Genomic DNA, 6,360 nt, shown 5'->3' on the forward strand with positions numbered 1-6,360 from the left:
CAGGCGATGGACGAGGGTCTGTTGTGAGAAGCTCGCGGACAGCGGAGATCCGGTGCATCCCGAGAATCGCGATCGTACGGTTCCCGTCGAGTCGGATCGGGACGCTGTGGACCATGTCGAAACAGGTTCGCGGCGTCCAGGGTTCGTCGACTGTGTGCGCGGGTGGTGTCTCGGCATAGGGACGGGGTGCTGGTTCCGGGTCGGGATGGAATCGCAGGAGTTGTTCGCACAAGGCGACTATCTGGGACGGATCGACGAAGCCGGGTGCTGCGAAGGACAACTGGGTCGCTCCGTACAGAACGGTCAGCGCTGAGGATGCGACATCGAGGAAGCGATGTAGTGGTAGATCGGACGGCGCGCTGAGGGCCTCGAGCGCGAGCGCGAGCAGGATGGCGTCGAGCTCGATCAATTGGGCGAACGGTCTGCGGATCCGGTCATCGCTCTGGATTTCCGGGATCAGGTCAATGCTGAGGATTGGTGAGGTCAGCTGCTCGGGTGCGGTGTAAGCATAGCCTTGTGAGCGAGGGAGCCGCTCGGCCCACGTACTGGCGAATGCCGCGAGAGCGGCGGCGGGCGTGGTCGCGGGGGAGCCCTCGGGGGGCGCTGCCTGTTCGGCTTCACGCGCCAGTACGGCGAAATAGAGGCCACGTTTGCCGGGGAAATTCGAGTAGACCGCGCCGCGGGTGAGTCCGGCGCGTTCGGCGATGCCGTCGACGGTGGCACCGCGAAACCCTCGCTCGGTGAATTCGCGGTGGGCTGCGTCGAGGACCCGCCGACGGGTCACCTCCTGTTGTTCAGCTCTGGTCAGCCGTCCCATCGGTACCTTCGTCTCATCTCTGGCCGCCTAGTCGCGGCGATCACCTTCGACCGTAGCCACTGGGCGAGTCGGTCGTTGCTACCAATACCACCCCGCCCGCTGGCGAGAGGCGCTCATTCGGCCGATTTGGATGTTCTAACCATTCAGATGTTGCTAGCATCTGAATTGGCTTCGCGGGCACAGCGCTTCACGCCCATCCACCATCCGGCGTGTGGGACGGCCGGTCGATGAAGGGCACGACATATGGGCTCCGATCGGGAGAAGGCGTGCGACCGCCGGGTACCGGGCGATCGGTGTATCTCGGCGATGGTCGAGGCGGTGTGTGCTCGTCGGCACGGATCGAATGCTCGGATCGAGGGGTTCCGGGTAAACGCTGGCGCGTTCAGTTCACTGCACGGCATCAGCCCGCGCGGCCACAGTCACCATCGGCACGTTAACGCGAGGATGCGGGTGAGGCATGTCTGATCTGGATGCTGTTCCCGCCGCGCCGGGAGGTCGGCCTCTGTTGGGGCACGCGGCGGTTTTCATGAGGGACCCGCTGGGGTTCTTGTCATCGCTGATCGGCGGTGCGCCGGTGTTGCGTATTCAGTTGGGAACGCTGCCCGTTGTCCTGGTATGCGACCCGGATTTGACCTGGAATGTGCTGCTCGACGACCGCACCTTCGACAAGGGCGGACCGTTCTATGAGCGATCGCGGGAGGTGGCCGGCGGCGGGCTGGGAACCTGCCCCCACACTCGGCATCGACGCCAACGCCGGTTGTGTCAGCCCGCTTTCCGGATCGACCGACTACCCGGGTACGCCGAGGTGGCCACCGCGTCGGTGCAGGCGCGACTACGGTCATGGTGCGACGGTCACGAGGTCGACGTGGTCTCGCAGATGTCGGAACTGACCGTGGATATCGCCGTGCGGACGATGTTTTCGACGTCGCTGCCCGAACAGGTAATCCGCCGGGCCGCTAGTGATGTGGGTGTCCTCGCGGCGGGACTGTTTCGCAGGACCGTCATGCCTTCGGCGCTCAATCGCGTTCCGACACCGGCCAACCGGCGCTTCCTGCTCGCCCGCGACCGGGTTCGCGGGCTCGGCGCGGAGTTGATCCGGCACCGCCGTGGCGGCGGGGACGATCAGGGCGATCTGTTGTCGGCGTTGATCAGCGCGCACGATCCCCGGTCGCCTGGTGCGGCAGCGACGCTGACCGATGAGGAGCTGATCGACCAGGTCTTCACCTTCTTCCTCGCCGGTGCGGAGACGACTGCGAGCACCCTGGTGTGGGCGCTGTACCTGCTCGGCCGTGACCCACGCAGCGCGAGCACGGTGCACGCCGAGGTCGATACGGCCTTGGCCGGTCGGACGGCCGTGGTCGATGACCTGACGAGACTGCCGTTCCTATCACGGGTCGTCACCGAGACGCTGCGGCTGTATCCTCCCGGATGGCTCCTGACCCGGATCACCACGGCAGCCACACTCATCGACGATATTTCGATCCCGGCCGGGACGACCGTTGCGGTCAGTCCCCACCTGATCCACCGCCGGCCCGATCTGTACCTCGACCCCGACGCGTTCGTGCCGGATCGATGGATCGGCCTCGCCCCGCCTCGAACCGCGTTCATCCCCTTCGGCGCGGGGGCCCGCCGCTGTATCGGTGACCAGTTCGCCCTCACCACCGCGACACTCGCGCTCGCGCACATCACCGCGGCGTGGCGGCTCTCACCTGTGCGCGCTGCCCCGACCGTGGTGGCACTGAAGGACCTTCCCGCGCCCCGATGTCTGCCGATGCGACTGTCGACCAGACAGCCGCAGTCACTCCAGTGCTGACCGCCCTGCGACATCACACGAAAGCACGGAGCAGTGACAACGGTAAGAACGCGGAATCACACTGCGGCACACAGAATCCTGTACGCCGTCGGACACGAACTGTCGGTGTGCTGGTCATTCACCTGGGGAGATCTGACCGCCACCGTGGTCCCCGCGACCATCTTCGTGCTCGCGGCATCGGGCAACGCCGGGCTCCCGGCGGGGCGCATCCCCGCGATCATGCTCGGCTGCTGTGTCTATTTCTGGCTCTACATCTACACGTTCAACCTCTCCAACCAACTCACCGGTATCAACGAGGACCGCGTCAACAAACCGCACCGCCCGCTGGTACGGGGCCTGATCACGCCCGACGGGGCACGGTGCCGGCTCGTCGTGGTGACAGGAGTGTTCCTGGTCGTGGGGGTAGTGCTCGGTGTCGCCGAATGGACCGTGCTCTGGATCGCGGCCTGGGTATTCCACAACCACCTGCGCGGTGCGATGACCTGGTGGGGCAAGAACACCGCGATGGTGGCCGGCACCGTCGCACAGCTCGGGGCCGCCTGGCAGATCGTGACACCCTTGTCCGCTGCGGCGTGGACATGGATCCTGGCGATCGCGGTGCCGCTCGGAGTCCTGGTGTCGCTGCAGGATCTCCGCGACCTGGAGGGTGACCTTGCCGCGGGCCGTCGCACCGCCGTTGTCGTATTCGGCGAGCAGCGATTGCGCGTCCTGCTCGGCGCGAGTTTCGCGATCTACCCCTTCGTGCTCTACGTCCTGCTCTACGCGCACGCACCAACGACGGCAACCCTTCTCGGTGGCGTCGCCGCCCTGGTGTCGTTCACGATCTCGGTCCGAGTCCTGCGATGTAGAGATCGGAGCTCCGACAACACCACCTACATGCTCTACACCTACTGGTACTGCCTCACGCTGGCCAGCGCCGTACCCGCGCTCGCGCGGTAGCTCCTCACTCGGGGGCTCCCCTCCCAGCCGACTTCTCCCGCAGCATCATCGCGGAACCACCGCGATGACCGAACGACTCTCATCCCGATCGCAGTCCTGGAGGATTCGCGTGTTCGACGAGATATCCCAGCAGACACACACCTTGGCATTGGACGCTCTGCGCCCCTACCTGTCGGTGGTGGTTCTCGAATGCCACGGCCCCGACCCGGCACGCGCTTTCGAGCGACTGTCGGCCTTCCTCGGGTCCGCGCCACGGCGTCACCCCGGCCGTTCGGTCGACCTACTCGCACGGGTCCGGTGGCGCGCCGAGGACCCCGCCGACGAGCCCACACTCGAGATCCTGACCGCAGCCGACATCAACGACCTGGTCGGTGTCGTCTGGCGGCTCGAATACGCCCCCAGCTGGGCACAGGACACTATCGAGTTCCGCGACACCGAGCACACTCTGGTGCTGGCGCTGCGCCATCAGCATCTGGTGGCTGTATACGCCGACGCCGCCACCACCCGGCGGCTGCAGGGCTGGCTCAACAAGCCTCCCCAACCCGAATGGCGCCGTATCCCGCCGCAGGTCCTCGAGACCGCGCTGCTGCAAGGCGAAGTAAAAGGGCTGTGGCTGCAAGGCACTCACCGCCGACGCACCACCAAACCCGATTCCAAGAACATCAGCGGGACCCGGCTACAGGACGCACTCGATCCGGCACACGACTCATCCTTCGCGATGCGTTCGGCCCGCGTCGACCTCGAAAGCTCGCCGGACCGCACCGCCTTCGCCGGCAAAGTCGGCACCACCCCAGCAAATTCATCGGTTTGGTCCTCGGCCCCCACCATCGACTTCGCCCACTACGTCACCGCGGTAATCGAATTGCTCACACTCGTGCGTGCGGCCATGCACCGAGGACCCACCACCGCCGGCCCTCTGCCCGTCCTTGCCCGCCAAGCCTCCGACCTGAGCGGCATCACCGGCGCATACGCCGTAGCCGTCCTCACTCCTGATGACCTGCTGAGCTTCCCGAACACCGACACTGAGCTCGTCTCCGACGCCGAACTGCTCCAGCACGCGATCCATGCCATCGACGGCGATCCACACTCCGCGGCCTTCACCCTCGACGTCGGTATCGACGGCGCCATCGGCGGCCGCCTGGGCGTGACACCGAAACACGTCAACGGCCGGTATATTCTCGACATCGGCCTGCGCGGCAATCCCACCGATCCGGCCCGGGTTCAGCCGGTCCGAGACGCCCTCGTCCACGGCGACCTGCTCACGATCTACTACCGCTCGGGACATGCATACGCCCACAACACCTTCTACACCGCACCCATCACCACGGCACGCTTCGCCAACTGGGACTTCCGTGACTTCACTGGCTACCGACTTGACCAGGAGAAGCCGAAAGCCGCTGGCACCCAGGCCATCCATGACGCCATCGGCGTGCACGGCGATGAATCCTTGTTCGCTTGGGTGGTCCGCCAGTACCGCGATGGTTGGCTGATATGTGACGACGGATCGGGCGAAGTCGCCGACTTCGTCCATATCGCCAACGACGGCACTCTGACCCTCATTCACGTCAAAGCCGCCCACTCCGCCAGTCCGCGCCGCGAAATCGCAGTCGTGCCTTATGAAGTCGTCGTCGTCCAACCGCACGTCAACTCCGCCACCTATGCCCGGGTGCGGGGATCGAGCTGTGCCACGACAGGCCCTACCAATGAGCTGCTGCGGCTCTACCTACTCGAACGACTGCTCACCAGCGCCCGGTCCAACATCGTCGCCGCATGCGACGACCTCACCGTCATCGGAAGCTGCCACTGATACGACGAACCCCGCGCCTTGTCATCGATACCGCCAACAGCGTGCCACTGGCATTCGGTTGCCACGCGTTCTGAAGACACTGTATGTCAATGATTTGCTGGCTGTTCCGTCACTTCCGCCGCTCCCTGCAATCGACGCCGAGCACTCGCGCCGAAGACGAATGCCTGCCAGGAAGTAGGGTGGGTACGGAGGTTCGTCTGTCGTCCATCGATGTGGAGTGGTCAACGAACGAGCAGGCATTCGTCGCTCGCTCGCGACAATTTCCTGGACTGCGATTCCGCGACCCGCACTCATCACTGGCCGCGGTCGACGGGTTCATCGAACTCGTCGACCGGTCAGGCCCGCGTTGCCCGCGCCGATGATGATCGCGTCGCAATCGCTCATGGCTCTGCCGCCTCGCGCTGGGCGAGGGGGTCGGCCTTTGGGAGTCGGCCAGAGTGCCGCCTCGAGTTATGGCACCAGGGCGGCGCGCCCGCACTTTGCCGCTCAGTCGCTACTCGTGGCGCTGCACCGGAATTGCACGGTGAGGACGAACGGGGTACTTGCCCGTGGTGTCCGGAATAGGGGCTGTTCCGGTCGGCCGCGCCCGGTACGCGTGTGTCACCGAGCTGTGCAGTAGATGGGATACGTGCGCGAGTACCGCTGAGCTGAGCTGATTTTCCTCGAGCGCGCCTGTCGCTGATTCGACTCCTTCATCCACCATCTCGTGCACGGAGTCGACCGGTACTCCTATCGCCGCACAGCGTGCGGCGACGGTCTCGAGGGTATGCAATGCCGCGATGCTGTCGTAGCTCTCCGCAACCTCGATCAGGGCTAGAGCCAGGCTGAGTCCGGAGCTGAGCATCGCACGGGCGTGGTCACGATCGTCGGTGGCTGGGCGCATAGCCGCGGAGCTTCCTTTTGGCAGTCGTCGACCTGGAATCGGTGCATGCGCGGCCGGGGGCCCACCCCCCCCCCCCGGGTTGGGGGTTGGGGGATAAAAAA

4 protein-coding genes are annotated in these 6,360 nt (G+C 65.4%); 3 read left to right on the forward strand and 1 reads right to left on the reverse strand.

All coding sequences use genetic code 11. The annotated features are described in order from the left end of the window. Positions 1-817, reverse strand: an 817-nt coding sequence (locus tag QK444_RS30740) for a TetR/AcrR family transcriptional regulator (protein ID WP_282785595.1), incomplete at its 3' end; no start/stop codon positions are given. 526 nt (positions 818-1,343) lie between these two features. On the opposite strand from QK444_RS30740, the gene QK444_RS30745 reads away from it, so the two are divergent. The 3 genes from QK444_RS30745 (at position 1,344) to QK444_RS30755 (ending at position 5,376) form a co-directional block, all read left to right on the forward strand. Continuing rightward, entirely contained in the window at positions 1,344-2,630 is a 1,287-nt protein-coding gene (locus QK444_RS30745; protein WP_282785596.1) for a cytochrome P450, read from the forward strand. A gap of 105 nt (positions 2,631-2,735) precedes the next feature. Continuing rightward, on the forward strand, positions 2,736-3,569 hold the full coding sequence (locus QK444_RS30750; RefSeq protein WP_282785597.1) for a UbiA family prenyltransferase: 834 nt from the start codon (positions 2,736-2,738) through the stop codon (positions 3,567-3,569). Between the two features lie 448 nt (positions 3,570-4,017). Further along, positions 4,018-5,376 carry a hypothetical protein gene (locus QK444_RS30755; RefSeq protein WP_282785598.1) on the forward strand — a complete coding sequence of 453 codons (1,359 nt, stop codon included), beginning with the start codon at positions 4,018-4,020 and terminating at the stop codon, positions 5,374-5,376. The last annotated feature ends 984 nt before the right edge of the window (positions 5,377-6,360 follow it).

Source organism: Nocardia sp. CC201C (assembly GCF_030010695.1).
Taxonomy (GTDB): Bacteria; Actinomycetota; Actinomycetes; order Mycobacteriales; family Mycobacteriaceae; genus Nocardia; species Nocardia otitidiscaviarum.